The following is a 25055-nucleotide window of genomic DNA, read 5'->3' on the forward strand; positions in this document are numbered from 1 at the left end:
AACCAAGGACTAATCAGCTTGTATGAGACATATCGGAAACTCTGTAGTGTTTCATGAACCGCCGTATACCGAACGGTACGTACGGTGGTGTGAGAGGACGGGGGTTAGCCGCCCCCTCCTACTCGATTGACATCGTTCAGTCCGTTGACTATATTGTACTAGAGAACTAACCAGTCAGAACTAAAACTCTCGGGTCGGGGATTGAAGAATGACCAGCAGGAAAGACGCGGAAAAGGAATTCAGAAAACGATTCATCGCTGAGGTCGCTTACCGGCTTTTTGCCGACCGTTCGTTCGAAACGGTTACGGTGGAGGATATCGCGCGGGCAGCTGAGTTTGGGAAAGGCACTCTTTACCAGTATTTCGAAAGCAAAGAAGAGATAGTAGCCTATGTCATCCAGCGGGGTATTTCGGAGTTATGCCAGCGCATTGAGGTAGAGTGCTTGCACGAGCCGGATCTTCATGTGGCGTTAGACAGACTAATCGAATTGCAGTACGAGTTTCACGCGACCTATGGTCGGCTGTTTCTCTCTTTGCTGAGGAGGAATCTGGATGGGCTGTTGACCAGTCAGTACTTTGAAGACGTTAAGAAACGGTATGAAGCAAAAACCCAGTTGACAGCCAAGGTGTTGGAAAGGGGTATTGATTCTGGGGTTTTTGTTTCAGCCGAAAGCTATAGGCTGGCTCGGGCCGTGGAAAGCGTGGTGAAAGGATTTGTAGTAGAGGGATTCGAGCGTAAGCAGCAAAAACCAACGGCTAGCGACATTGGCCTTATTAAACAAGTGTTACTAAATGGCATCATTAAGCGTCGAGGGGAGAATGATAATGGTTAACCATGAAGGGGGTCCTGTAGCCGAAACTAACAACAGCAGGTTCAAGCAAAAACTAAGCTGGTTGGTGGCATTGGTGGTGGTGCTGGGGGGGATTACCGCAGGTGCATTCTGGTGGCATGAAATGAAGACTTACGTCAGCACTGACAACGCGAAGGTAGCCGGGAATATCGTAGATGTGAGTCCCAAGGCTTCCGGACGCCTGGAAAAACTATTGGTCAGAGAGGGCGAATACGTAAAAGCGGGACAGGTGATAGCCGAGCTAGATAACGATCAATACAAAACAGCGATGGACCAGGCCGCAGCCAGCCTGGAATTGGCGCGAGCCAACTATGAACGTTTACCGGAGGACCTCAAGTCCCTGGCGGCTGCGGTTGAAAGGGCCCAAGAAGCACAGGTTGCTGCTCAGGCGCAGGTGGAATCGGCCCGCATCGCCCTAGAAGATGCCAAGCGTTCGCTCGAACAGAATCAAAGCCTGTTTGCGGCCGGAGCAGTTGCTAAAGAGAGCTTACTGGCAGCCGAATCCCGCTATGCCACCTGCAAAACCGCGCTGGAAGCGGCCGAAGCTAATGCCAAGGCCGCACAGGCGGCAGTGGAGGATGCTTCGTCTAAGTGGGAGGCGGCGAAAAAGTCCGGGGTTCCTGCTGGATTGGCCCAGATAAAACAGGCCGAAGCGGCCTACCGCTTGGCTCGCCTGAACTATGAGAACACCATAATCAAGTCTCCGGTCAGCGGAACCGTTCTGAAGACTTCGGTTGAGGTTGGGGAAACTGTTTCTGCGGGACAGACGCTGGTTACAGTGTGCGATTTGTCCTCTACGTGGGTCGCGGCTAACATAGACGAAAACAAGGTAGGGAGGATTAAGGTCGGCCAGAAAGTTGAGGTCAGGTTGGATGCTTATCCCGGCCGCGTATTTAGTGGGAAAGTTGTCGAGATAGGAGGAGCCACTCAGTCCACGTTTGCCCTGATACCGACTGAGAACACTTCGGGTAATTATACCAAGGTTACCCAACGGGTGCCGGTCAAGATCGCGGTTGAGGGAAAAGGAGTGGAATTGAAACCGGGGTTGTCGGCCCAGGTGAAAATACGCACCTCCAAGTCATAACCGTTTAAGGGGGCAGGTTCGGTGACCACTATAGAAAAAGATGGAGCTGACAAAATCAACTGGTCGATAGCGGTTGTAATCATTATTGGAACTTTCATGGCGATTCTGGACGGTACCATAGTCAACGTCAGCCTGCCCAAGATGATGGCGGTTTTTGGGGTTCCGGCCAATCAGATCCAATGGGTAGCTACGGCCTACATGCTTGCCCTGGGCGTTGTCATGCCTATGACCGGTTACCTCGGTGACAGGTATGGGTACAAGCGAATGTACCTTTTCGCTCTGGGGATGTTCACCCTTGGTTCTGCCCTATGCGGGGCTTCGTGGAGTCTGGCCAGCATGGTAGTAGCCCGGGTTATTCAAGCGGTTGGGGGCGGCATCATGCAGCCTCTGGGAATGGCTATCATATACCAGAACTATCCGCGTTCACGCATGGGTACGGTCCTGGGGGTATGGGGGATATCGACTATGGCTGCCCCGGCTATCGGGCCGACCTTGGGAGGATATTTAGTCGATTACGCCAGCTGGCGTCTGATATTCTACATCAATTTACCGGTTGGCATCTTAAACCTGTTCTTAGCTGCCCTTATTCTCAGGGAAACTCAAAAGATCACAGGGAAGAACTTCGATTTTGTGGGGATAGTTACATCCACAGTAGGCTTTCTCTGTTTGTTGTTAGCTTTGAGCCAGGGCAATGAACACGGATGGGGGTCTCCTTATATCGTCAGTCTGCTCGCAGTCGCTTTTACCAGTTTAACCGTCTTGGTCGTTAACGAACTGAGGCATCCGGAGCCTGTGCTGGACCTGAGGCTCTTTCGCAACTTCACCTTCACCTTGTCCGTAGTAATCGGTTCAATTATTTCTATCGGTATGTTTGGGGTAGTTTTTCTTTTTCCCATGTTCTTGCAGAATGTTTTGGGTCAGAGTGCTATGCAGACAGGGTTGATTATGTTTCCCGCTGCTTTGGCCTCGGGGCTAGTAATGCCCATCAGCGGACAGATTTTTGATAGGTACGGGGCTCGGGGAATCGTCGTGGTGGGAATGGCCATAGTGACTTTTACCACCTACATGATGAGTGGTTTCAATGCTTTGACTCCTTTTTCGGTTATGATTGGGTGGCTGGTTTTGCGAGGATTGGGGATGGGATTTTCTTTCATGCCGGTAAACACGGCGGGGATGAATACCGTTCCGCCAGCCTTAGTAGGTAGGGCTTCAGCTCTCAGCAACGTGGTACGTCAGGTCGCAGCCGCCTTTGGCATAGCGATGTTTACCACCATCATGCAGCACCGGCAGGTCTTTCATTACCATAACCTCGCGCAAAACCTCAACTTCAAAGGCGATGAAGGAGCGGCTTTAATGGCTGGTGTTACTCACCTGGCTGCCGGCCTGGGGTTGTCTCCTGCTGCGGCTCAGGGCCTGGGTGCGAGCCTCATCCTGCAGCAAGTGGTAAAGCTTTCTATGGTTCAAGCTATATGCGACTGTTTCATCGTTTCTACCGTGATGTGCCTTTTAGCGACACTGTGTTCGCTCATGCTCGGTGGTTCTCGACGCCGACAACAAGAGCTGGTCGTAACTTCGCGAGCTCCTGTTGTTGAAATGTAGGAGTTAGTAGATTTACAATTGATTTTGAAAGCAAGGGCTTAATCTATGCGAAAGGACGAGATGAAAATGGACAAAGCGGCACAGCAAGCCGAGGGCTTGCGGACGAAACAGTCGGCAATCAAGTTCGTTGTTCTTATTGGCCTCGTCAGTCTTTTTGCCGATATGACCTACGAAGGTGCCAGGAGCATAACCGGGCAGTACCTGGCGGTTCTTGGAGCCAGCGCTACTGTCGTTGGCTTGGTGGCTGGAGTTGGAGAATTCATCGGGTACGGATTGCGCTTGGTTTCCGGGTACATAAGCGATAAGACCCGTCAGTACTGGATGCTTACTATAATAGGTTATATGCTTAATCTTTTTGCGGTTCCGCTTCTGGCGTTGGTCGGACGCTGGGACCTGGCGGCTGCCTTAATGATTCTCGAGCGAATAGGCAAAGCCATTCGAACCCCGGCTCGGGATGCCATGCTTTCTCACGCCACCAGGGCTGTAGGCAGCGGTTGGGGGTTCGGTTTACACGAGGCCATGGACCAGGTCGGGGCTATGCTAGGACCTGTTATCGTGGCTGCCGTTTTATATCTTAAAGGGGGCTATGAAACTAGCTTCGGTATCCTTGTGGTACCGGCTCTGCTGGCAATAACCGTGCTGCTGACTGCCCGTTATTTTTATCCCAATCCCAGGGACCTAGAGGTTGGTTACCCGAAACTCAACACCAAGGGCTTTGCCCAGGTGTTTTGGCTGTATTTGGGCGCAGTGGCTCTGATCGCCTTTGGTTACGCTGATTTTCCGCTTATCGCTTTCCACTTCAAGAAGGTAGATATTGCACCCGACCAATGGCTCCCGACTTTATATGCGTTGGCCATGGGGGTGGATGCCCTGGCCGCCCTGGCCTTCGGCAGACTGTTCGATCGCATTGGGATAGCGGCATTGGCTTTGGGTTCATTGCTGACGGCATGGTTCGCCCCATTAGTTTTTTTCGGAGGACTTCCCTATGCTGTGGCGGGGATGGTGCTGTGGGGGATAGGCATGGGGGCCCAAGAGTCGATTATGCGGGCGTCAATTGCCGAGATGGTACCGATAGATAAAAGAGGCACCGCCTATGGAATATTCAACACGGGCTATGGAGTTTGTTGGTTTCTTGGCAGTGCTTTGATGGGGTACCTGTACGATGTTTCTCTGATGTTCCTGGTCGTATTTTCCGTTGTGATGCAATTAGCATCGATTCCGTTGTTCCTAAAAGTTAAAAGACGACTAACGGCTTAAGATGGGAACGGAAGCGAGCTGAAGATGCCTTATGGCTTAACGATAGTGGCATAGGGTGCTTTGTGTTCCAATGCACAGAATGCCTTTACTTACTCGGCGATGGGGTTTATAATTTTCTAATGAAGAAGCGGCGCCAACTAAATCCTTTTATCGGGTGATGGAGCTCACCCCGCCTGGCGGCGAAAATGCAGCAAGAGCTAATAGCTCCTATCTTAATTTACTAAGATAGGGCTTTTTCTTTTATAAGGGCCCGGATGCGAGGAGAGCAGTTGTGAAGGTATTAGTGGTAATCCACGCAGGCAGCAATCGCTTGAATAACTGGGGTAAGGCACTAGTCTATGCTCGCAAGAAGAATGCTACCATAATTGCGGTGGTATTGGTGGAAGGGGACGACCAAGCGGCGGAGGCCGACCAACTCTTGGCAAGACTGGTCGAGCAGGCCTCGGTAGCGGAAGTGGTGTTGATCAGCCAGGTAATCAGCTCGGACGCCTTCAACGCGGTTGAACATGCTGCTCTTCACGGCGCGGACATGATTTTCGTTTGACTTCTCTTATGATTTGGAGCCACTTCGTCAAAGACTAGTTAGGGAAGGCAGGTATTGCTTGGTTTATTCATGGTGGGGAGGGAGTAAATACAATGTCGAGAGAGAAGGCATTTCAAGCCCTGATTTCTGAATTGACTTGTGCGTTAGAAAGGCTTGCACCCCGATTTCAGGCAAAGGTTCGTGGCGTGGATATACTATATATCGAACACTATCACGAACTGATACCGACGGCGCTATCAGTAAAGGTGGTCAGCAATAACGGGTATTTTGGCAGCGCGGCTATCGGCTTATCTCAGGCAGCAGGATTAAACCTGGACATTATAGCTGCTTTTCTATTAGGAGCGGGACTGGCAGATGCTGATAAGTATCAAGAGCGTGAATACTAGACTTGCTAAACAATGTAATCTTCTCCCGCCTCGTTAACCGTTGACGCACTCAAGAGGTTTCCAGTAGAGTACATTGCCTATAATTCCTCCACTTGTATCAATGACCGAGGAGTCAACGGTATAATCGTCTGAAGGGTCAGCTTGAAGGAGCGGGACGAGACACAGGGCAAGGGGATCGCAGGCCTGAACTGGTACAACATATTGACATAAGTGATCCCGCCATAGTAAAATTACGTCCGGCAAACATTATATCCAGGTGATGGAGCTCACCTCGCACAGTGGCGGAAATGCACAAGGCTAATAGCTCCTACTTTCAAATGCTGGGGGTAGGAGCTTTTTTGCGGCTTATTGCGCGAATCCATGCCTCTCCACTTCCAGCACCATATCTTTTCGCTCCCAGTAAAATCTTCTTCAAGGAGGGATACCTGTGTCTGATTCATTAATCGCAGTAGTAATGATAGCCCTTGCCTTTTTGGCCAGCCTGATTTCCATCGAGACTGCCATTTCTGTTACCATTCTCGAGATTCTGATGGGGGTTGTTGGAGGAAACTTCCTTGGCCTTCACACTACTTCGTGGATAAACTTCTTAGCCACCACCGGCTCAATAGTCCTTACTTTCCTGGCCGGGGCGGAAGTGGACGTTGATCTTATGAAATCCAAACTAAAAGAAAGTCTTCTCATAGGGAGCTTTTCTATGTTGGCGCCATTTTTTGCCGCCTTTACTTACTGCTATTATATAGCCGGATGGAGCATCCAAGCTTCGGAAATTGCGGGGGTAGCACTTTCAACCACCTCTCTTGCTGTTGTTTATTCTGTTCTAGTGGAAACCGGACTAACCGATTCGGAAACCGGCAAGATACTTATGGCGTCGTGTTTTGTAACCGATCTTGGGACAGCCATAGCTTTAAGTACGTTATTTGCTCAGGTTAGGTGGACAATATTAATTTATATAACCGTGTCCGTCATAGTATTAATCCTGGCTCCACGAATCCTCTCCTGGGTGTTCCAGCGCTATGGCGACAAGGTTATTGAACCGGAGATAAAGCTTATCCTTTTGCTGCTGTTCGCCCTCATCTACGTTGCCGAGTTAGGTGCAAGCCACGCTGTGCTACCCGCCTTTATACTGGGATTGGTTGTTTCGAAAATCTTCGCCAAGCATCGGCAGGTGCAGCACAGATTACGTATTGTATCCTTTGCCATGTTGACTCCGTTTTTCTTCATAAGAGCAGGAATGAACGTATCTCTTCGAGAAATATCTACCCACCTGGGACTGGTTGTCACGCTCTTTGTCGTTAAATTCGTACCCAAATTCGGTGGTGTGTATCCTTTGGCCAGGAGGTACATGACAAAAGACGCCATGTTCACTACTTTGTTGATGAGCACCGGCCTGACCTTCGGCACCATCTCGTCTCTGTTCGGATTAAATGCCGGGTATATAAACGTGACTCAGTTCTCGCTCTTGGTGACGACCGTCATTTTAAGCGCTGTTATTCCGACATTTGTAGCTCAAAAGTGGTTCGAACCTGATCATTTGATTAGTAACGGCGACCAATACGTGGTGGAAGAGAATGAGGAGTAAAGGAGGGAAACGATGTTTAGGAGAGTTCTGTTAGCAGTCGACGCTTCAAGAAATGCGGAGAAGGCATGTGACGAAGCAATAGCGTTAGCTAGTATGACGGGGATGGAGATCACCGCCATTTCTGTAGTTGACCTTCCGGATTATGCGGCTACGGTAGGGGAAGTTGAAGAGGTTAAACAGGAAGGTTATAGGCTTTATTCTAAAATTCTCAATAATGTGGTTAAAAATGCTGAGAGACAAGGAGTATCAATGACAACCAAAATACTAAACGGACATCCGGCCGAAACCATTATCAAGTATGCCGAACAGGGAGGGTACGATCTCATTATCATGGGCCATCAGGGCGTGTCTGGCATCAAGGAATTCTTGATGGGAAGCGTGTCCGCGAAGGTTCTCCAGCATGCGAAATGCTCTGTTTTGGTTGTAAAATAAAACATTTTAGCTGAGTAAAGGTGCGGTTCCGACCGCCATGCGTATTGCGGCTGCAACCGCTCTTTCTTCATCAGCCGTATATGGCTCGTTATTCCGGTAGTCGTGTTTGTCTATGTATGTAGTCAAGTTGGTAATCAACTTTTCCAACCGCGAAACCTGGTCGTCTACCAAAATCGCCAAACATCTGTTGTCGGCTGCAAGCTCCAAGGCCATGACAAAATGCGGGAAACAAAGGCCTTCGGAATCTTTATATCTGTTCCTAAAATCCTCGTTGTCGAGATTAGAAACCAGTAATTTGAGGTTGAAAGCTTGAGACCTCTTGGCGACATCACATGCCGGACACTCACCAATTCTTGCAAATCTCGCGGCTAGCGAGTCTTTACTAGTCTTAACAAAGAACAACTTCCTGGGTTTGTTAAGGGTCTTCAATTCCTCTTTTATCTCTGTTAATGCTAGTCTAAAAACAGGCCAGATGCTGGGGAAAAATTAGGCCACCTTAATCTGACTTTCCTGTATGATTATGTTGGCACAACAAACATAACATACGGGAGGAAAGGACATGATTAAGATGGCACAATTAGAGCATATCAGGAAAATGTATTATTTGGAAGGGCTAAGCATCAGGGAAATTAGCAGGAGAACAGGGCATCACCGCGATACAATCGCCAAATACCTGAATTCAGAGAATACTGAGCCTCCGCGGTACAACTTGAATAAACCCAGGGAGCATCCGGTTCTCGGGCCTTACATACCGGTTATTGACGAAATCTTAGAAACAGATCAGAAAAGGCATAGAAAACAGCGCCATACCGGCAGAAGAATTTACGAACGGCTGCGCGACGAATACGATTATCGCGGCGGCTACAGCACAGTAACAGACTATCTTAGGAAGGTGAAGCAAAAACCCAAAGAGGGATTTCTACCATTGGAGTTTGCGCTGGGTTCACATGCTGAAGTGGATTGGACAGAAGCCCGATTCTTTCTGAATGGCAAAGAGACAATCGCCTATCTGTTTGTAATGAAATTGGGGGCTTCCGGTGGTTTTTACGTCCAGGCCTATCCATTTGAGAAGCAGGAAGCATTCTTTGATGGCCACCGGCGCTGCTTTGAATTCATGGGCGGAGTGCCTACCGAGATCGTCTATGACAACCTCAAAACGGCGGTAAAACGGATAATGGAGGGCAGCCGGCGTGAAGAACAAGAGCAATTCATAGCACTGAGAACCCACTACCTTTACCAGGCCAACTTTTGCAGGCCGGGAAAAGGCAATGAGAAAGGCGGGGTTGAGAACGCCGGTAAAGAGGTGATCAGGAAGTTCTTCGTTCCCTATCCGGACGTTAGTTCCTTTGAAGAACTGAACCTGTACCTGCATGAAAAGTGTGTAGAACTGCTCAACAAAAACCCTAAATGGGAAGCTGAAAAGAAGGCATTGAGGCAACTGCCGGAATCACCCTTCAACTGTACCAGATACAGCGAAGCCCGGGTAAACAGCTATTCAATGGTTCAGTTTGAAACAAATCGATACTCGGTACCGGTCAAGTATGTCGGCGAAAAAGTCCTGATCAGGGCAACTGTTGACCAAATTGAAATAGTTTTTGAGCAAAACACAATAGCGGTCCACAAAAGGATACATGGACGCCACCAGGAGAGCCTGGTTCTCGATCACTATCTGGAGCTATTGCTGATGAAATCAAGAGCTCTTGGCAATACCAGGGTTTACCGGCCTGAGGCTCTCCCACCGGTATATGAGCAATACCGGAGATGCCTGGCAGCCAGAAATCCCAGGGGCAACCGCGATTTTGTAAAGATACTGATGCTTCACCGGGACTATCCCAGCACCCTGATTACCGATGCTATTGAACTTGCCCTGGCATACAACGTGTACAACTATGATGGGGTTCTTAACATACTCATGCAGCTCGGCACGGATACACTCAGGGTTTCGCATTTGAAACCAGAGAAAATGGTCAACATTCCCCTGGTGCAGGTATCTGCTCCGGATCTTGGCAAGTATGCAGCACTTATGCATAACGGAGGTGATCAATTATGAGCACCGCCAGAAGCATGCTGCTTGAAACCTACCTGAAGAAACTAAAAATGCCGCAGGCGGCCAGGGTCTATCAGGCCATGGCCCGGGAAGCCGAAGACAACAATCTGAGTTATGAGGAGTACCTGTTGGGAGTTTTGGAACAGGAGATAACTCAGCGGGAGAGCAACCGGATACAGCGCGGAATCCGCCAGGCAGCCTTTCCAGTGATAAAGACCCTGAACAGCTTTGATTTCAAAGCTGTGCCATCTCTGAACAAACAAAAGGTCTTGAAACTGGCAGACTGCGAATACATAAAAAACCTTGAGAATGTAATCCTGGTGGGGAATTCGGGTGTAGGGAAAACACATATCGCCACGGCACTGGCCTATGAAGCTTGCCGGAAGGGGTTCAAAGTTAAGTTCTACACTGCTGCCGGCTTGATAAACGAGTTAATAGCGGCCCAGCAGGAATACAGGCTAAACCGGCTGGAAAAACAGTACTCGGCATACCATCTGGTAGTCATTGACGAGCTTGGCTATGTACCATTCAGCAAGACCGGTGCTGAACTGCTGTTTCAGTTCTGCTCATCCAAACATGAACGGGGTAGCTTGATTATTACCACCAATCTTGAATTCCCAAAATGGACGGAGGTGTTTTTAGACGAGCAAATGACGGCGGCATTGCTGGACAGGCTAACTCACAAGGCCCACATTTTGAACATCAATGGCGAGAGTTATCGGTTTAAACAGGCTCTTGCCAGGCAGACAATACCTGATTAATTTTTTTACCCGGGTGGCCTAAAACCTGACCAGCATGTGGCCTAATTTCTGATTGACATTAACAACCAGGTTCTGATAAATATGGAACGGCTGGAACAAGAAAATGAGCGTATGTCTCGTTTGTTAAATCCAGGAGTGAATGATGACGAGGATGCTCAGGGAGATAGTGAGTTGCTCAATAGAATTTCTTTAGTAATGGCCGAGGTGATAGACTTTAAGGACCGGTATACTTTGGGTCATTCATTGAGGGTTGCGGTTTATGCGCTCGCGGTAGCCCGACAATACGGTATCGTTCACCATGGCCTTTTACAGGATTTGGCTTTAGTTGCATTTCTACATGATGCAGGAAAGGTTGGGGTGCCAGGACGGGTGATCGGAAAAAAAGGGCCCTTGACTGCCCGGGAATGGCAAATAATGAAAAAACATCCTTTGATGACGGAGGAGGTTCTGCAGAGCTCTAGATTTTTAAAGGGCTTGGCGGCATCGGCGGCAGCCCATCATGAAAGGTTTGATGGCATGGGTTATCACAAGGGTTTGCGAGGGGAAGAGATTCCACTCTTTGGCAGAATCACTGCGGTGGCTGATGTTTTCGATGCTTTGACATCTAAGCGTTCATACCGCGGAGCGTGGACAGTGGCAGAGGCAACAGAGTATCTGTTGAAAGAAAGTGGTTGCCAATTTGATGTCGAAATAGTAAGAGCCGCGGTTAAAATATTACCCAGGGCCAAGAAGGTGGTCGAAGAGTTGCTTGGGACAGGTGATCCGGAATGGATTTACCCGAATGGGTTTGATTGGAATGATATCCTGGGCAGAGTGTGAAGTTTAATGCACCGACAAAGAGCGTAATCCGATAATATTGTATTATTATTTAAGATATTACTATTAAGTGGAGGTGGAGAACTGTGATAAAGTGGGACAGCAAGTACGAGCTGGGCATTCCCCATATCGACGAGCAGCATCAGAAGTTGTTTCAAATTGCGGATGAGGCGTTCAGAACATTAAGAGACCCGTTCCTGGTCGACAAGTACGATAAGGTTGTCAATGTCATCGAAGAATTGCAAGAATATGCCGTTTATCACTTCCGGGCTGAAGAACAGTACATGCAGGAAACAAGGTATCCTCGATTTCTTTCTCACAAGGTAGAACACGACGATTTTATAAAGGAAGTGAGCAACATTAACCTTAGAGCTGTGGACGAAGACCCAGAGGGCTATCTGGTTAACATACTTGATTTCGTGGTGGGGTGGATATCCAACCATATTCTAATTCCGACTTAAAAATCGCAGGGAAATGATTCCCAGTCTGGGCTTTGCCATAGTTGTTTGACCGGGGAAAAGAATCTTTGGTTCCGCATATTTGGTCGAAGATAGTCATTTTCCTGCTAGTAAGTTCTAATTACCTCGTAGACCAATTCGTCGGTCCCGGTAATGCAGGTGACGGTTGCGAGATATTTCTTTGCCACCTGCACCGCGACGTACGGGGCCACCTGGGCCAAGCAGCCCGGGGGTCATAGCTACAGGCATTCCAAGGCTTTCTCCAGTTCTGAGAGGCTCGGGCAGGAGAAGACCCGGTCGCAGTGAGGTGCGTATTCCAGCATGCGGCTGTCGCCTCTGCCCCACATCCGCTTGGGCTCGGGGTTGAACCAGTAGACTTTTCTGGCTTTTTCTTTGATCTCGGCCAAGGCCCAGGTCTCGTCGGCGAACCAGTTGTTTCGCGCATCGCCGAAGATAAGAACCGTGGTTTTGTGGGAAAGCACCTGGCCGTGCTGCTGTACAAACCTCTTGAGGCTGGCACCGTAGTTCGTGTACCCTCTGGCCCCTAGAATGGTGCGGTGTCTTTTCAATACTTTGTTGCGCAGTTCCAGAGGGTCACCCGAGGCCAAAAGAGCCGTTACCTCGGCCATATCTTCGATAAAGGCGAAAGATCGGAATTCCCGGAAGAATCTCTGCATGGAAGCCAGCAAAGCAAGAGCGAAGCAGCTGAAGTTCATAACTGAGCCGGAAACATCGCAGATGGCGACGATAACCGGTTTTTCCCGCTGTTTCTTCATGGTTATGATGTCCAAGAGAACCCCGCCGGTCCCCATGCTTTTGCGCAGGGTCTGACGGTAGTTAACGGCATAGCGAAGGTCTTGTTTGTTCTTCTTTTTCAGGCGGGCTGCCAGCCGCTTGGCGACAACCGGGAAAAGCGCTTCGATTTTGTGTATGTCTTGAAGGTTGGCTTTGCCCAGAGGCTGGTCTAAGGGAGAGCGCCTTTCCTGGGAGAGGCCGCCTCGCAGGGCCTGCATACCTTGCACGGGGAGCGCGTCGGCTGCGTAAACCGCAGTGGACACTTCCTGAGACCTGCCTTCGTCGGGGGTTCCCCAGGGCTTTCGGGCTTTAAGGGATCTCCCCTTGCTGCCACGGAAGTGACGCTCGTAAACAGAGTTAAAGGCGGAAAGGTGTCCGTGGTCTTTTACCAGGGTGCTGTACAATGCAGTGTAGAAGAAGCTCTCCTCTTCCCAGTCCACCAGGAGCAGGGCTTCAACACAGTCCTGGGCCTGCCCGGGTGTGACCGGAACACCCTCACGGCGGAGATCGTCAAAAAATGATTGCAGTGCTCCCAAGAAACTCATGTTATTCCCTGCCTTTATCTTCCAGTAACTGACAGCGGTGTCTGTCTGAAAGTAAGGTCTTTGCGCGAGCGCACCATCCGCTCCAGTTTTTCCAGGTCCTCGCGGTGCTTAATGATGACATTTAGGGTTTCTAGAGCCACGTCCGGATCCAGATCATCGACTCCCAGTTCTAAAAGGGCAGCGGCCCAGTCGATGCTCTCGGCGATACTCGGTAGCTTCTTGAGATCCACTTGGCGGATGTGGTGAACGACAGAAGCCACCTTGGCAGCGAGCATGTCGGATATACCGGGGACTTTCAGCTTCAAGATGCGTTCTTCCAGTTCTGCACTGGGGAAATCCAGGTACAAATAGAGACAGCGCCGCTTGAGAGCTTCAGAAAGCTCCCGGGTGGCGTTGGAGGTTAGAAAGACGTAAGGAATATTAGTAGCTCGAATCGTACCGAGTTCCGGAATGGTTATCTGGAACTCGGAAAGGAGTTCCAGCAGCATGGCTTCGAACTCGAAATCGACTTTATCTATCTCGTCGATGAGAAGAACGCAAGGCTGCTCCGAGCTTATGGCCTGCAGCAGAGGCCGGCGGAGCAGGTAGGTTTCGGAAAAAATATCCTGCTCGACTTCATGAGTGTCAACTTCCTGGTGAACCACCGCCTGTATGTGAAGTAGCTGGCGCTTGTAGTTCCACTCGTACAGTGCTTTAGCCTCATCGATGCCTTCGTAACACTGGAGCCTGATCAAAGGTAGGTTCTTCATCTTACTGACCGCTTGAGCCAGGCCTGTCTTGCCTACCCCGGCTGGCCCCTCAATGAGCAAGGGCTTCTTTAGGGATTCTGCCAGGTACACTACAGTAGCGGTCTTGTCGTCGCATATATATCCGGCTCCTAACAACTGATTCTTGATACTGATTATCTGTTCTTTCACTCGCCTCATTCCTTTCGCATTCCTGGGAGTCTATTTTCATTATACCTTACCCGACAGCTGGTGCTAGCGAAGTATTAATGCACGATATGTGCCAACCGATACACAGGCCAAGAATTGCCTTGAGCAGTGGCATTAAGAAATCTTCTGTATGACTTAGTTAGTTCCCGTGTTAACTAGCGTTGCGATTGTACCCGTCAAAGGAATCAATATGGGGACGGTAGGGACAGCGGCTGACTTCGAGCAGGATATGGGGTCAGTACACCCCACGTATTGCGGTGGAGGCGGCAAGATAGCAAGGATGGTGTAGCATTGCAACGTTAAGGCCAGATTGTTGCGGCTTTGCAACAGTCTGAACAAGGTGGTCAGGCCGGGTTGGTGAATTCGTTCAGCTCGGACAAACCAGTCTATTTCCTAGTTTACGAGCCGGTTTTTAAGCATGATCAGGGGAAAACGCAGAGTCAGAATAAAGCAACAAAAGAGCCAGGCGAGATGATGCCAGCATGACGGCTTGAGGGATCCCAGTACCAGGGGCCTCACTACTTCGACCGCGTGATAGAGCGGGGCGAACCAGGCCAGGGTACGGAATACGGGGGGCAAGCTCTCTAGAGGGAAAAACACCCCACAGACCAAGAACATGGGGGAAATGACGAGAGTGAAGAAATAGTTGTAAGAGTCGTAGTTAGGAGCCAGGCTGGTCCATACCAGAGAGAGATTGGCAAACACTCCCGTCATCAGGATTAACGGCAATGGCACCAGGAGAACCCAGGGAGATTTTACCAGGCCGAACAAAGCTACTACCAGCAGGAACACCAGGCCGTACAGCGTCCCTTTGAAAACACCGTACACGATTTCCCCCATGACTACATCTTCCACGCTGGCAGGCGTGGCTGCCATGCTGTGAAATACTTTCTGAGGACCCATGCGGGTGAAGCTGCCGTAAGTGGCTTCATAACAGGTGGCGAACATGGCCGATGATGCGGTGAGGGCCGGCCCTATGAACTGGATATAAGGGATGCCGTTTTCTAAGGCTACGTAGGTTCCAAGCCCGATTCCCATCGCCCACAAGTAAAGCACAGGTTCTATGAAGTTGAACATGATGTTCGACAGCCAGGTCTTTTTGAAGACCAGGAGGTGACGATAGAATATGGCCTTAATATGGTAATACGAAAGGTCGGGAAGCGACCAGAATCCTTTTAGCAATGATGTTAGCTTGGCAAAAAAGTTAGCCGTCGGCATTTTGTCACCTCTATCTTCCAAACAGCCACGGATTCACCGATACCTGAAAAGTGTCGGCACTAGAGCATGAGAACGCTCTTTTCGGGTAGAATTAAGAATTTAGAATTTAGAATTTAGAATTCAGAGTTTGCGTTAATCTGCGTCTCTGTCTTCTTCCGTCTCCGGCTCCTCAAGTCTGACCCCGGTGAGTTTGAGGAAAACGTCCTCCAGGTTAGCCGGCCGCAGATGCTGCCAGCTGAGATTGCCAGACCATTCAGTATTTCCGTTACTGAGCTGGCGCGAAAGCTCTCTGCCCCGGTCGGTGAATAAAACCAGCCTGCTTCCCATCGACAGCCAGCCTTTAACCAATTCTCCCCCGGCCGCAGCCACGCTGGCGTGACAGGAAGGTTCGATTTCGGTCTCCAGAGCTTCCCGGGCCGCGTGCCTCGCTATCAATTCGGCCGGAGTGCCCTGTTCGATTATCTGTCCCCGGTGCAATATCAAAAGCCGGTCGCACAACTGGCTGGCTTCCTCCAGGTAGTGGGTAGTCAGCAGTATCGTAGTACCCTCGGCTTGCAGGTGGCGGAGGCGCTGCCAAATGATGCGGCGGGCGTAGGGGTCAAGGCCAGTAGTAGGTTCGTCCAGGATGAGGAGTTCCGGACGGTTTATCAGTGCCCGCCCAATGGTCAGCCGCCTTTTCATGCCGCCGGAAAGGTTTTCAACGGGGGTGTTGCTCTTGTCTTCTAGTTCGAGGAAAGCCAAGATCTCCGCTGCCCTGTGGCGGGCTTCCTCCCGCGCAATGCGGAAATAGGAGGAGTATACCAGCAGGTTTTCCATGACCGTGAGCTCTGGGTCCAAGGCATCTTCTTGAGGAACCACACCTATACGTTTCCGCACTTCTCTAGCATTTTTATGGACGTCGAGGCCCGAAACCCAAAGTTGCCCCGACGTAATCGGGGACAACCCGTAAATCATCTTAACGATAGAAGTTTTGCCGGCACCGTTAGGGCCGAGAAGCCCGAAGCACTCCCCGCGGCGCACGGAGAACGACACTCCGGCCACAGCAGTCAAGTTTCCAAACCGTTTAACCAGATCCAAGGCCTGGACAATAGACTCTTCACTCAGAGAGCACACCTCATTCGTCAAACCTAAAATTTCGCCGCTCTACTCAGGACTGGTTAGCCCTAATCTCCATTATAACTCGAGTATAGTCCGAATGCAGTTTGTTGTATTAGCAAAACACGCACAAAAGGGCGACCCGGCTATCCCAGGCCGCCAAATAATTCGGGGAATCAAGGCGAGGTCCATCTGGTTTACTAGTAACATTCAAGTGTCAGGGGTTCCTCTGTTGACAGGTGTGTCTTAGTGCTTGACTTCGAGTCAGAACTTCACGGGCACCCTTACCTTGTCCAGTTCCGAACCGTCTTTGGGACTGTACCAAAAAACTTCTACATAGCCCTGGGCTGAACTCGGCTTGGGAAACTCTATCGTGGCTTCGAACAGGCCCCGCTCAGGAGCACCGGCGGTGGCCATGGTATGGGTTTCAGCCAGCTTGTTTCCATCTTTGTCAAGTACCCGGAGGTTCACGGTGGCCTCGAATACGCGCGCGGTGCCGGTCACTTTTAGGGGGCTAGAGACCTTATCCCCAGGTTGGGGCGAGGTAACCCAGATGACCGGTTCCCATACTGCGGATATGTTCCGCTTGAAAGGCTGGTCGTACAACCCGACGTGCCCCCACCAGTCGCGGGTTTGTTCGTCCACTTTGCCCTCGACTGTAAATGATACCCGCTCTATTCCGGGAAACTCAGTCAAAGTATTGACGATGCTTTGTATTCCCAGGGCCTCCCCGGCGCTGCCCACATTGGCTTTTAGTACTTCGCGGGAAAAGTCGACGGTGGCTAGTCCCTTATCAACCTTAAGCCCCAGAACTTTGGTACCCAAAGGAATGACCGTAGTCGCTCCGGGAGTGGTGGGCGTACCCTGGATTAATTCTTCCACGGCAGCAATACGAGTATCCTTTGCAGTCTTGATCTTGTGTACCTCGCGCACCAGATACGCGTCCTCGGCACTGAATTTGAGGTAGTAGACAGCGACCGACACCTCTTTCGTTTTCGGGGCTTCGGGGGTTGGAGTAGGGGATTTTTTGCCGGTGCTTTTTTGAGCGCAGCCGGCAACGGCGCAGAGCGCCAAGACAAGCAGCAGAACCCACAGCTTGTGACCCGTGTTTTTCATCTTCGGCACCACCTTTTTCAAATTAACTACGGGTGAGACATTTTACATTTGAAGTATACCAAGATCGGAACTAAACATGAATCGAAAGAACCAAAAACTTGCTCCTCCGAAGCTGCTGAATGAGTACGGAGTTGCCAGTAGCGCCCCCTCCAAAGCAGAAAAGACAAGAGAACACAAATCATCTTAACTGTAAGTACGCAGGCGGCAGTCTGCTACTTACACGCGGTCCGCCGTAGGGGGGCTTACTTCTGCTTGCAATTGCTGGCGGGGGACGGTAAAATAAAGTGGCAGTCGGTTACAAGTGATAATAAGCGAAGGGATCGCCCGAGCGGCCTCTTTTTTGCGGAGAGATGGCTGAGTGGACGAAAGCGCTCGACTGGAAATCGAGTAGACGGGGCACAACCTCGTCTCGAGGGTTCGAATCCCTCTCTCTCCGCCATTAAAGGATTATCAAGGGGTTTCGACCCCTTTTTTGTTTTTGGACAGGGGTTGCAGGGGGCGAAAAGAGCGGCGCTCGACACCGCTGTGTGCCATTTTTGTGCCGAAACTGACCAGTGGTTTGCCGTGATAGGGGAAGGCCAGTGTTCATGATGTCATGAAGATGTGATCTAGCTATCATTGACTGTTCTATGAACGGATATAAAATACTGGTTAGTAAGCTAAAGAAGGGGGGCAGAGTACCAACAAAGATTCAAATAACAAACTCTTAGGAGGAAGGGCAATGAAGCGGGTACTAGCAGTAATGTTAGGGGCGCTGGTCTTCCTGACGGTATTGGGGAACGCCCCGGCGTTGGCTTATAACGACTACACCCATAGGCAAATAGCCAGTCAGGGTATCGTACTTATCAGAAACAGTGAAGATCCTAGAATCAGAGCTTATGCGGGCGATTTATACAAACCCTTTAATGTAGTTAAGAATCGTAGAATTGTAAGCATGACACCGGCACAGATCCTGATGGATTTCTCGACTCAACCTGATAAAGATGAAACGAGCGGGTGGTACGAAGGGCATTTTTACAGTCCCACATTCGGTACTAATTACAGAGGTAACCGGTATCCTACTGCACGGTCAAACTTTACCGAGCATTATAACAAGGCATTAACACAATACCGAAAGGGATGTTACGAACAAGCTTGGCAGGAATTAGGAAGAGCCATACACTATTTAGGTGACCTACACGCGCCGCACCATGTATGGAATTTTCCCTTTGGGGGTAATGGAGTAAAAGAATCAATAAAATGCCATTCAACCTTAGAGTCTTACTACGACGGAAGAGCAGGGTTTTATGTTGCCACGTGCATTAACCAAGATGAACTAAGACAAATTTGCTCAAACAATTTAGACAGCGAGGCCCACAGGTGGGCTGCGATAACTGAGAAATCGTCATATTATCTTGGAACAATGGAATTTGACAAATTAAAAGCCAAAGAGCAAAAACCAGCGTTCGAGAGAATGGCCGGCCCTTGTTCTATAGTAGCACAGCAGAGAGCAGCAGCCGTTTATCTTAGGTTCCTTAATGATGTTGGGATCTATCACTAGAAGTCCTGTAAGAAATGTTGTCAGAAACCTTAAAAGGAAGGATTCCGTTTCGTCAGACTTAAATCAAAAACATTATGTTTAAGCCGATGGGTTCGAATCTCAGCCTCTACGCCATGTGAGAATTATTCAAGGGGTTTAAGCCCCTTGTTTTTTTCCCTTGGAGGGCAACGGAGAGAGAATAGTTACTTCGTCTGGCATAACTTGTGCCAAAAAAAGACGTTAAAGGAAAAGGATAACGCCAGGTCAAGGCCTGACATATCCTAGTATATGGCACCATGAACATAGAAGGAGTTGTGAGCATGGGTCTTGTGCCTGTACGATCATGCGTTAGTACCTATGTTCAAAGTAACCTGCCCCAGCTGACTCCGTGTCGTTCCGATAAGCTGCCGGTCGGTCTTTGGTTTGAAATCGAGACGGGGTGTCGGTGCGAGTATATGTCCTATTTGTTCTTTCACCTGCCTCCCCTTTCTGACCACTACGATATCAGCAGTGCCCACCTCGTTCTAAATCCCACAAGTACGCCTTTCTTGGGAAGTCCACCGCGCAAGCTCAACCTCCAGGCTCTACGCGGCAGCTTCAGAGATTGTTGTACCAATTACCGATCCCGACCAGAAGGCATCTTTTCGACCAACATCGAGATACCTATGCCTTTACACCCGAACCCGATCATGGTGGATGTGACCAACATAGTAAAAATGTGGTATTCTGGGGCCTTGCCCAACCGGGGCCTGGCGTTGCTGCCGGACCTTGAGAGCACCCATAATGGCATCTGGGTGTTTGCTAGCCCTTATCACCCTCATTGGTCGCTTCACCCTATGTTGCATATTTACACGGACGAACGGTGTCACGCTTGTAGCTTCGTCGAAACATGTAATGTGACTTTGACCGAACAGTTCAGTTCTACCAGAGAGGTGTGGTGTTTTTCCGTATGGAGTTTTGTAGTGCAAAACATAGGGGATAAGAAGGTGCGGGTAAGGTTGCAGGACAGCCCGGATGGAAGTGCCTTCTTCGACGAGGTACCGGAATTAGAATTGGCTCCGGGGAAAATGGAGGTGCTCGTCAACCAGTACTTTACCCGTTTCAGTCGGGTAAAGTACAGGCTAGCCGAAGGGGAAACCGGCGAGGGCAGGATCAAGCTTTGGTTTCAGGGAAGGCAGGGTTAGTTTTCGAGAGCGACTGCGCGGCTGCCAGCACCTGCCCGGCCAGTTCGGTGGCTCCTATGGAATTCAGTCGGCCTCCTATTTCCTCCATCACAGCCAGTAAGTCCGGGGCATAAACTGATTTATGTTTACGACCGAAAGCTGCCTGATGTGCAGCCAAAAAACGGCGGCCTAGGGTGTTGTTCGCCTCGATCAGTTTATCCAGGATTAGAAGAGCGGTGTCCTGGTCTTGCACAGTCAAAGCCAGGATGTATTGCCAGACAAGGCAGGGAACGTAGTAATGACTGCGGGGGGGAACTGTTCTAAAGAGTTCGGCGGACTCGGAGAAACGTCTCAGATAAGCCAAGCACAACCCTTCCATATAAAGACAACGTTGTTCCAGAACGGGGTTTTTCGCGGTTCTTTGGCGAGCTGAATGAATAAAGGCGATAGATTCGTGGTAGTCAAGCGTACTCATGAATACGTCGGCCAGCAACAGTAGGGCCGAAGGATCAGACAAGTCAATATAATTCTTCAGGGTGTCGGCGACTTCTGTTGCAGTTTGCCGGCGACGGAGCAGGCGGGCCCAACGATAAAGAGGTTGATGGTACTTAGGGTTGGCGATCAAGGCTTGCTGGTAAGCTTGTTCGGCTTCCAGGTCTTGACCTAGAGATTCTAGGGTTTGCCCCAAGTAATCCCAGGCCCGGAAGTTTCCCATTCCGTTAGTTCCGCAGTAAATGAGGGGGGCATCACCCATTTGCAGGCACTGCTGAAAACAGCTAGCAGCTTTCTCATACTCGCCCAGTTGAAAGAATATCTCCCCTTGTAGAAAGACGAGATCCGTGAACTGAGGGTAATGAACAAGAGACTCCTCGATCAGAGCCAGCGCTTCCGCAAACCGGGACATTTCCTTAAGACACACGATTTTCTTCAGCACCACATCAGAAGAGTAGCTCAGTCCGGGTTGGTAACATCGTTCCAGGTTGAGCAGCGCTTCATCATAACGACCGGCGTTTAGTAATTCTACTCCCAGGCTGTAGTATAGAAACCTGTTCTCCGGGTCCAGGGCAAGAGCCTTTTGAACGATGGGCAGATTACGTTCGAGCTTCTTTTTGCGAGCTGCAATGGGGGTTAAATAACCATAATGAAGAATTTGCACATTGGCTATCTTCACCGAAGACGGTCCTGAATAAGCGATTATTTCATCAACTACCTGTTCGTGCAGTGTCCGTTTGAACCGGTAACAAGGCCGGTTTCGGAAAAGCCGGCAGGCGATGTCGGTCATGAAATCGGGTCCTGCTTCCTGTCCATAGAAGTTGACGATTTGGAAGCAGAACCCCTCGATCCCTTCCGTATACAGGAGTTTTAGTATCTTGGCTTTATCGTTCGGATTGAGCTCTTCGTCAGCGTCGATGATGAGAATCCAGTCACCGGTCGCCTGGTCCAGGGCAAAGTTACGGGCAGCGGCGAAGTCTTCCGGCCACCTTATCTTAAACAGCCTTGCTCCATTCATCAAGGCGATTTCGGGGGTGTTATCAGTGGATCCAGTATCAACAATGACTATTTCATCAGCAACCTCCCTTATACTAGCCAGACAACGAGGCAATAATTCGGCTTCATTCTTTACAATCATACATACACTGAGCTTGGGGTGTGTCTCTTTTCTCAGCGAGGTAAGGAGCGCATCGGTCCCTGAAACCTTGCTAACAGCCTGTAGTGCCTGTTCGTGATACACGTCGGCCAGTTCTACAAAGGCTTCGAGTTCTGCCGGCATCTGATTTATCGTTTTTTTAAGGACTTGTTTTGCCCGATAGAACATCCCTTTCTTTCGAAGTATACGCGCAAATATCAGCAAGGCTTCTAGATCTTGATTGGCCAGGGCAAACTGGTATCCGCGATCGAGCCATTCGATAGCTTGCTGCGGGTAGCCTTGACGGTAAAGGGCTTTGCCTAAAGCCGGGCCCAGTTCGGGAGAGCTTTCAGCCGCTGACGATAGTTTTTTAACCAGGTCCCACTTTCTGAGACAAATGCATTTTTCAAGCAGGTCTAAGTACAGGCTTAGGTTAAAGGGTGATTCTCCAACCGGCAAAGAGAGAGGTTGGGGAAAAGAATCCAGCGCGGCCTGGGCCATCAGGTAAACGTCCCTGGCCGGTTCAGGCGGCCACAGGTGTTCGATAAAGGATCTTGCTTCGTCACAGCAGCCTCCCACCCACAACAGCAGGCACCGATTGCGAAGAGTTCGAGAATAGTACGGGCTTTCCGGGGCAACTGCCTCCAATTCTGCCAGGGCTTCTTTGTAACGGCCGGCTAACAGCAATGCTTCCCCCTTGAGAGCATGATAACGATGACCACCTGCTCCCAGATTAGCAGCCCGGTCCAGGAACTTTAAGGCAGCGGTGGGACAATAATGAAGCAAGAACAGGTCACTTACCCCCAGGTTGGCGGCTGGGGTTGAAAAATCGAACCAGGTATCCAGGTAGGCGACGGTAGCATCGAGACCTTTTTCCGCGAGCAGCAACCGAATAATGGCGGCAACAGGTTGCAGGTCGGTCGGCTTAGAGATAAGCTGACACCTGAAGGCGCTGAGAGCCCGGTCTCTTTCCAGCATCATTTCATACGCGTTGCCTAATGCCTGGTACGCAAGGTAGCTGTTTATCCCTTCTTCGTGTGGATAATGAGGGGGAGATTCCCCCATGTTCAGGCATTTGTGGAAACATTGGACTGCTCGCAGCAGATCATGGTTTCCCATATAAACTAAACCCAGTCGGTAAACCAGGTCGGTGTAATCGGGATATAGTCTAATCATTCTTTCTAAGTATTGAATAGCCTCCCGAGTCTTATCCATCAAAGCCAAGCAGTCAGCCTTTTTCCTAACCAGAGAAGGGACGAAGGCCGCTTCCCAACGAATGTCTGCTTCGGCCTGGTCAAAGTATTCAAGCGCCTTGGCATAATCTCCCAATCGGAAGTATTCTACTCCCAGGTTGTAATATAAGAAGCTGTCCGGGGTTCGGGACTCCAGCTCTTTGGTCAACAGACTTAGGTTGCGCCATATCTTATTCTTTTGCTCGACTTCTTGCTTGGCATAACCGTAATGAATAATTCGGACCTCGGGTGCTACCTTGATCGCTTTTTGTCCTGCGTGTTCTACAATAGACGGAATTATAGATTCGTGAATTCTCCCGATGTAGCGGTATTCGGGACGATTACGAAACAAGCGTAAGGTTAAGTGATGCGTTCCAGGGTGAGTACCGTGAGGATCGTTAGAGTTAATAGTCTGCAAGAAATATGCTTCTGCCGTTTCCGTACCCATTAACTCCTTCAATTTAGGAATATCTTCTTGAACGAGTTCGTCGTCTGCGTCCATAACAAGAATCCACTGGCCACGGGCGAAAGCAAGCGAGTGATTTCTGGCATCGCTGAAACTGTCGTTCCATGGAAAATAGAAGATTTCTGCCCCGTGCCGGCCTGCGATATCCACCGTGTCGTCGGTGGAACCAGTGTCGACAACTACTATTTGTTGAGCGATTTCGGCAATGCTTTCAAGACAACGGGGCAGGTTATTAGCTTCGTTTTTAACTATCATGCACACCGACAAGCTTACAGAGGATATGAGGATTCACCTCCATTGTAAGGCAAGCGAAGGTTGTAATGGTTTTGGGCAAACTCCGAAAGGTGCTTAAACCAGACCTCTATGGAGTGTTTCCTTCTATCCAATACGGGCAGGTTGCCCCACCGCTTTATAGCCAGATCGATAAGTTCCTGCTCTCGAGCCAAACAACACTTGGCCAGTATCAGAGCCAGTTCCGTTTGTTCGAGCCGTTTATTTAAGGTATCTTCTGCTAACAAGACTTCTTTTTCAGTCATTCTCAGCCCTCCTAGGTCTCCGTTGGTCCAAGTGAGCGACCCGGTTCTCCGAGGACTTAGACCTGTGCCTGGTACCAAGCGTCAAAGGTGAAGGCTGAGCCGTCGGTAAGGGCAGCGTACGCGATGCGGGCATACTTGAGAAAATACTTGGGAACAAACACCGTGGCGGCATTGCCGGCCAGGGTGAAAGCAGAAGAGTCGGTTATCCAAAGGGTGTTATCTGGACTTACCTCTACCCGGATACTGACTTCGGAAGATCCTTTATTGTGAACAGCAAAGGAGACCATAGACTTATCCGAAATATCAGAAGCAAGTATACCGTTGTAAGTGCTTGAGGTTCCGGTGACCGTGAGGGCAGAACTTTCTGCCATATACCTTGACCGGTTGAGGATGTTCAACCACCCGGTTGTGGTAGCCAAGGGATAAGTCTCGGAACCGTAGATGCGGATCGTGTCCTGAGTATAGGCCAAATCGCGGATGTCCAGGTCGGTCGAGGTAATTGAAACATCAGCCGAGATACTCTCGATGTTGAGGCGCCCCTGGGTAGTAGAAAGCGGGTAAGTTTCGGAGCCGTAGATGCGGATCGTGTCCTGAGTATAGGCTAAGTCGCGGATGTCCAGGTCGGTCGAGGTAATTGAAACATCAGCCGAGATACTCTCGATGTTGAGGCGCCCCTGGGTAGTAGAAAGCGGGTAAGTTTCGGAGCCGTAGATACGGATCGTATCCTGGGTATAAGCCAAATCGCGGATATCCAGGTCGGTAACCGTAACTGATACGGAGCCGGAAAGGGTAACGGATACGGTATCGGAAATACTCTCGATATTCAGACGGCCGTTGGTAGTTGAAATCGGGTTACTGGTATCGCTTCCATAGATTTGAATTTTTAGTTGGTCCGGCTCTCGGTTGAATACAAGGTTATTAGGCATAGAAATACCTCCCTTGAATAAGAGATTCTGGAGAGACATCCTCTCCGTGTTACTGCCATTTTATTCAAG

General features: G+C 49.9%; 23 protein-coding genes, 1 tRNA gene and 2 riboswitches. Of the genes, 15 read left to right on the top strand and 9 right to left on the bottom strand.

The features are described 5' to 3' along the window. Positions 1-208: 208 nt before the first annotated feature. The 8 genes from HPY90_RS09375 to HPY90_RS09410 all read left to right on the top strand — a co-directional run bounded on the left by HPY90_RS09375 (position 209) and on the right by HPY90_RS09410 (position 7731). The gene (locus HPY90_RS09375) at positions 209-832 is read left to right on the top strand and encodes a TetR/AcrR family transcriptional regulator (protein ID WP_287193906.1); all 624 of its coding nucleotides are present in this window, start codon (positions 209-211) and stop codon (positions 830-832) included. Next, entirely contained in the window at positions 825-1934 is a 1110-nt protein-coding gene (locus tag HPY90_RS09380) for an HlyD family secretion protein (RefSeq protein WP_287193908.1), read from the top strand. The genes HPY90_RS09375 and HPY90_RS09380 overlap by 8 nt, the downstream gene beginning before the upstream one ends. Positions 1935-1955: 21 nt before the next feature. Then, positions 1956-3533: a DHA2 family efflux MFS transporter permease subunit gene (locus HPY90_RS09385; protein WP_287193910.1), complete on the top strand. Its 1578-nt coding sequence runs from the start codon at positions 1956-1958 to the stop codon at positions 3531-3533. Positions 3534-3599: 66 nt separating this feature from the next. Next, the gene (locus tag HPY90_RS09390) at positions 3600-4790 is read left to right on the top strand and encodes an MFS transporter (protein WP_287193912.1); all 1191 of its coding nucleotides are present in this window, start codon (positions 3600-3602) and stop codon (positions 4788-4790) included. 144 nt (positions 4791-4934) lie between these two features. Continuing rightward, a riboswitch (Fluoride riboswitch) is annotated at positions 4935-5007 on the top strand. Positions 5008-5061: 54 nt separating this feature from the next. After that, positions 5062-5334 carry a hypothetical protein gene (locus tag HPY90_RS09395; RefSeq protein WP_287193915.1) on the top strand — a complete coding sequence of 91 codons (273 nt, stop codon included), beginning with the start codon at positions 5062-5064 and terminating at the stop codon, positions 5332-5334. A 92-nt stretch (positions 5335-5426) separates the two neighbouring features. Further along, positions 5427-5720, top strand: coding sequence for a hypothetical protein (locus HPY90_RS09400; RefSeq protein ID WP_287193918.1), 294 nt, complete (start codon positions 5427-5429; stop codon positions 5718-5720). 246 nt (positions 5721-5966) lie between these two features. Continuing rightward, a riboswitch (Fluoride riboswitch) is annotated at positions 5967-6037 on the top strand. Positions 6038-6147: 110 nt separating this feature from the next. Then, positions 6148-7299, top strand: coding sequence for a cation:proton antiporter (locus HPY90_RS09405; protein WP_287193921.1), 1152 nt, complete (start codon positions 6148-6150; stop codon positions 7297-7299). A 12-nt stretch (positions 7300-7311) separates the two neighbouring features. Continuing rightward, on the top strand, positions 7312-7731 hold the full coding sequence (locus HPY90_RS09410; RefSeq protein WP_287193924.1) for a universal stress protein: 420 nt from the start codon (positions 7312-7314) through the stop codon (positions 7729-7731). A gap of 6 nt (positions 7732-7737) precedes the next feature. Here HPY90_RS09410 and HPY90_RS09415 read toward each other — a convergent pair whose 3' ends face one another. Continuing rightward, the gene (locus tag HPY90_RS09415; RefSeq protein ID WP_287193927.1) at positions 7738-8133 is read right to left on the bottom strand and encodes a DUF6062 family protein; all 396 of its coding nucleotides are present in this window, start codon (positions 8131-8133) and stop codon (positions 7738-7740) included. Positions 8134-8290: 157 nt separating this feature from the next. On the opposite strand from HPY90_RS09415, the gene istA reads away from it, so the two are divergent. The 4 genes from istA to HPY90_RS09435 all read left to right on the top strand — a co-directional run bounded on the left by istA (position 8291) and on the right by HPY90_RS09435 (position 11816). Continuing rightward, a complete protein-coding gene (gene istA, locus HPY90_RS09420; RefSeq protein ID WP_287193930.1) occupies positions 8291-9781 on the top strand; it encodes an IS21 family transposase in 1491 nt (496 codons plus the stop codon). Then, the gene (gene istB, locus HPY90_RS09425) at positions 9778-10539 is read left to right on the top strand and encodes an IS21-like element helper ATPase IstB (RefSeq protein WP_287193933.1); all 762 of its coding nucleotides are present in this window, start codon (positions 9778-9780) and stop codon (positions 10537-10539) included. Before istA ends, istB begins: the two co-directional genes overlap by 4 nt. A gap of 81 nt (positions 10540-10620) precedes the next feature. Next, on the top strand, positions 10621-11358 hold the full coding sequence (locus tag HPY90_RS09430; protein WP_287193936.1) for an HD-GYP domain-containing protein: 738 nt from the start codon (positions 10621-10623) through the stop codon (positions 11356-11358). A gap of 83 nt (positions 11359-11441) precedes the next feature. Continuing rightward, positions 11442-11816 carry a bacteriohemerythrin gene (locus tag HPY90_RS09435; protein WP_287193939.1) on the top strand — a complete coding sequence of 125 codons (375 nt, stop codon included), beginning with the start codon at positions 11442-11444 and terminating at the stop codon, positions 11814-11816. A gap of 236 nt (positions 11817-12052) precedes the next feature. Here the strand turns inward: HPY90_RS09435 and HPY90_RS09440 are convergent, their stop codons facing one another. From HPY90_RS09440 to HPY90_RS09460, 5 genes are all read right to left on the bottom strand, one after another. Beyond that, positions 12053-13153, bottom strand: coding sequence for a VWA domain-containing protein (locus tag HPY90_RS09440; protein WP_287193942.1), 1101 nt, complete (start codon positions 13151-13153; stop codon positions 12053-12055). A 14-nt stretch (positions 13154-13167) separates the two neighbouring features. Then, positions 13168-14070, bottom strand: coding sequence for an AAA family ATPase (locus HPY90_RS09445; protein WP_287193945.1), 903 nt, complete (start codon positions 14068-14070; stop codon positions 13168-13170). A 411-nt stretch (positions 14071-14481) separates the two neighbouring features. After that, on the bottom strand, positions 14482-15306 hold the full coding sequence (locus HPY90_RS09450; protein ID WP_287193947.1) for an ABC transporter permease: 825 nt from the start codon (positions 15304-15306) through the stop codon (positions 14482-14484). Between the two features lie 132 nt (positions 15307-15438). Then, entirely contained in the window at positions 15439-16431 is a 993-nt protein-coding gene (locus HPY90_RS09455; protein WP_287193950.1) for an ABC transporter ATP-binding protein, read from the bottom strand. Positions 16432-16665: 234 nt separating this feature from the next. After that, the gene (locus tag HPY90_RS09460; RefSeq protein ID WP_287193953.1) at positions 16666-17517 is read right to left on the bottom strand and encodes a Gmad2 immunoglobulin-like domain-containing protein; all 852 of its coding nucleotides are present in this window, start codon (positions 17515-17517) and stop codon (positions 16666-16668) included. Between the two features lie 344 nt (positions 17518-17861). On the opposite strand from HPY90_RS09460, the gene HPY90_RS09465 reads away from it, so the two are divergent. The 3 genes from HPY90_RS09465 (at position 17862) to HPY90_RS09475 (ending at position 20220) form a co-directional block, all read left to right on the top strand. After that, positions 17862-17956, top strand: a tRNA-Ser gene (locus tag HPY90_RS09465). 282 nt (positions 17957-18238) lie between these two features. After that, positions 18239-19057 (top strand): phospholipase C/P1 nuclease family protein, encoded by an 819-nt coding sequence (locus HPY90_RS09470; protein WP_287193956.1) that lies wholly within the window; start codon positions 18239-18241, stop codon positions 19055-19057. 299 nt (positions 19058-19356) lie between these two features. Further along, entirely contained in the window at positions 19357-20220 is an 864-nt protein-coding gene (locus tag HPY90_RS09475; RefSeq protein WP_287193959.1) for a DUF6385 domain-containing protein, read from the top strand. Here the strand turns inward: HPY90_RS09475 and HPY90_RS09480 are convergent. From HPY90_RS09480 to HPY90_RS09490, 3 genes are read right to left on the bottom strand one after another with little or no spacing between them, the layout of a single operon-like run. After that, the gene (locus HPY90_RS09480) at positions 20189-23779 is read right to left on the bottom strand and encodes a glycosyltransferase (RefSeq protein WP_287193962.1); all 3591 of its coding nucleotides are present in this window, start codon (positions 23777-23779) and stop codon (positions 20189-20191) included. The two genes, HPY90_RS09475 and HPY90_RS09480, sit on opposite strands and share 32 nt — an antisense overlap. A gap of 14 nt (positions 23780-23793) precedes the next feature. Then, positions 23794-24060 (bottom strand): hypothetical protein, encoded by a 267-nt coding sequence (locus HPY90_RS09485; RefSeq protein ID WP_273698759.1) that lies wholly within the window; start codon positions 24058-24060, stop codon positions 23794-23796. 56 nt (positions 24061-24116) lie between these two features. After that, positions 24117-24986, bottom strand: coding sequence for a DUF6385 domain-containing protein (locus HPY90_RS09490; protein WP_287193966.1), 870 nt, complete (start codon positions 24984-24986; stop codon positions 24117-24119). Between the last annotated feature and the right edge of the window lie 69 nt (positions 24987-25055).

The organism is Syntrophothermus sp. (genome assembly GCF_013314835.1).
Lineage (GTDB): Bacteria > Bacillota > Syntrophomonadia > Syntrophomonadales > Syntrophothermaceae > Syntrophothermus > Syntrophothermus lipocalidus.